Genomic DNA, 1,500 nt, shown 5'->3' with positions numbered 1-1,500 from the left:
AATTTTTGATATTCCGCAACAGCCCTAAGACAATTACAAAATTTGGGAAACAGGGAAAGTTCCCAGTGTCATTTTTGAAATGACTTTTGCAAGTACAAACTCAGAGAGCAGAAATTGCTGATCTGGAGGTGCAGAAATTACGCGATCGCTTAGCTGCATTAGACATTGAGACATAAAACTATTGATTTTAGGTTTTTAGATTTGTGACCTAAAATGATTACAATCCAATCTGACGAAAGCTATGGCTAAAACTTTGACAATTACGCTTCCAGATAATTTGGAAGAAGAGTTAACGGCTCAAGCGATACGCCTCAATATAAAATCGGCATTATTAAACTTTAGTCTTTCACAGGAAAAACACTATGGACTTATGGAGTTTTGTAATTGGTGCGGGTGTATTTTTTGGGATGGGAGGTGCATCTTTTAAAATCGTCAACCAAGGCGAAGAAGCCCTAGTTGCATCCTTTGGGAAATATAAACGCAAGCTTCCTGCGGGTCCCCACTTTATCCTGCCTTTTATTGATACCGTAAGCTACAAAGGCTCAATCAAAGAACAAGTATTAGATATTCCCGCTCAACAATGCATCACCCGTGACAATGTGCCGATTACCGCTGATGCCGTGGTCTATTGGCGAGTCGTTGATATGGAAAAAGCCTATTACCGCGTAGAAAATCTCCGCCAAGCAATTATTAATATTGTTTTGACCCAGATTCGCTCTGAGTTAGGCAGCTTGGAACTGGATGAAACCTTTACGGCGAGGAATAAAATCAACGAACTGCTACTGCGTGATCTCGATGATGCCACCGAACCTTGGGGCGTGAAGGTAACGCGGGTCGAGTTGCGTGATATCCTGCCTGCTAAGGCGGTGCAGGAGTCGATGGAACTGCAAATGACTGCCGAGCGTAAAAAACGCGCCGCCATTCTTACTTCGGAAGGCGATCGCGAGGCAGCAATTAACAAAGCTAGAGGTTTAGCAGACTCCCAACTGCTTAATGCTGAAGCTTCTCAGAAAGCGGCGATCCTCGAAGCTGAAGGACAGAAACAATCAAGGATTTTGCGAGCTGAAGCGGAGCGACAGGAGCAGGTATTAAAGGCTCAGGGGACGGCTCAAGCGATGCAGGTTTTGTTGCAGTCTATGAAAGGGCATCCCCAAGCCAATGAGGCTTTGCAATTTTTGTTAGCACAAAGCTATCTCACTATGGCTACAACTGTTGGTTCTAGTGGCAGTAGCAAGGTGATGTTTATGGATCCGCGATCGCTACCTTCGACCTTAGAAGGATTGAAATCAATCGTGGATACTCCTATTGATCCGAGCGATCTACCCACCCAAGATTGGACTAAATAAAAATTAACGTAAGTTCGAGATAATTTGAAACGGGATTTGAGAAAGGGTTTGCGTAGCAAACCCTTTCTCAAAGCAAGGCTTTTGTAGCTATAGTCAGTAATGTTAGGACAAAAACCAAACCCAATAGAGAGTTGCGGCGCTTCGCGCCGCAACT

The 1,500-nt window shown here is 44.1% G+C and carries 1 protein-coding gene; it reads left to right on the top strand.

Annotation, left to right across the window (positions count from 1 at the left end):
- The first annotated feature begins 362 nt into the window (after positions 1-362).
- Positions 363-1,346: an SPFH domain-containing protein gene (locus PSE7429_RS20475; RefSeq protein WP_009625572.1), complete on the top strand. Its 984-nt coding sequence runs from the start codon at positions 363-365 to the stop codon at positions 1,344-1,346.
- Positions 1,347-1,500: the final 154 nt, after the last annotated feature.

Origin of the sequence: Pseudanabaena biceps PCC 7429, assembly GCF_000332215.1 — a bacterium.
Taxonomy (GTDB): Bacteria; Cyanobacteriota; Cyanobacteriia; order Pseudanabaenales; family Pseudanabaenaceae; genus Pseudanabaena; species Pseudanabaena biceps.
The sequence above is the reverse complement of the archived record's forward strand: the minus strand, read 5'-3'. Positions and strand labels throughout refer to the sequence as shown.

Excerpts from the sequence above, each read along its gene's own strand:
- PSE7429_RS20475 (WP_009625572.1), top strand. The coding sequence starts at position 363 with ATGGACTTATGGAGTTTTGTAATTGGTGCGGGTGTATTTTTTGGGATG.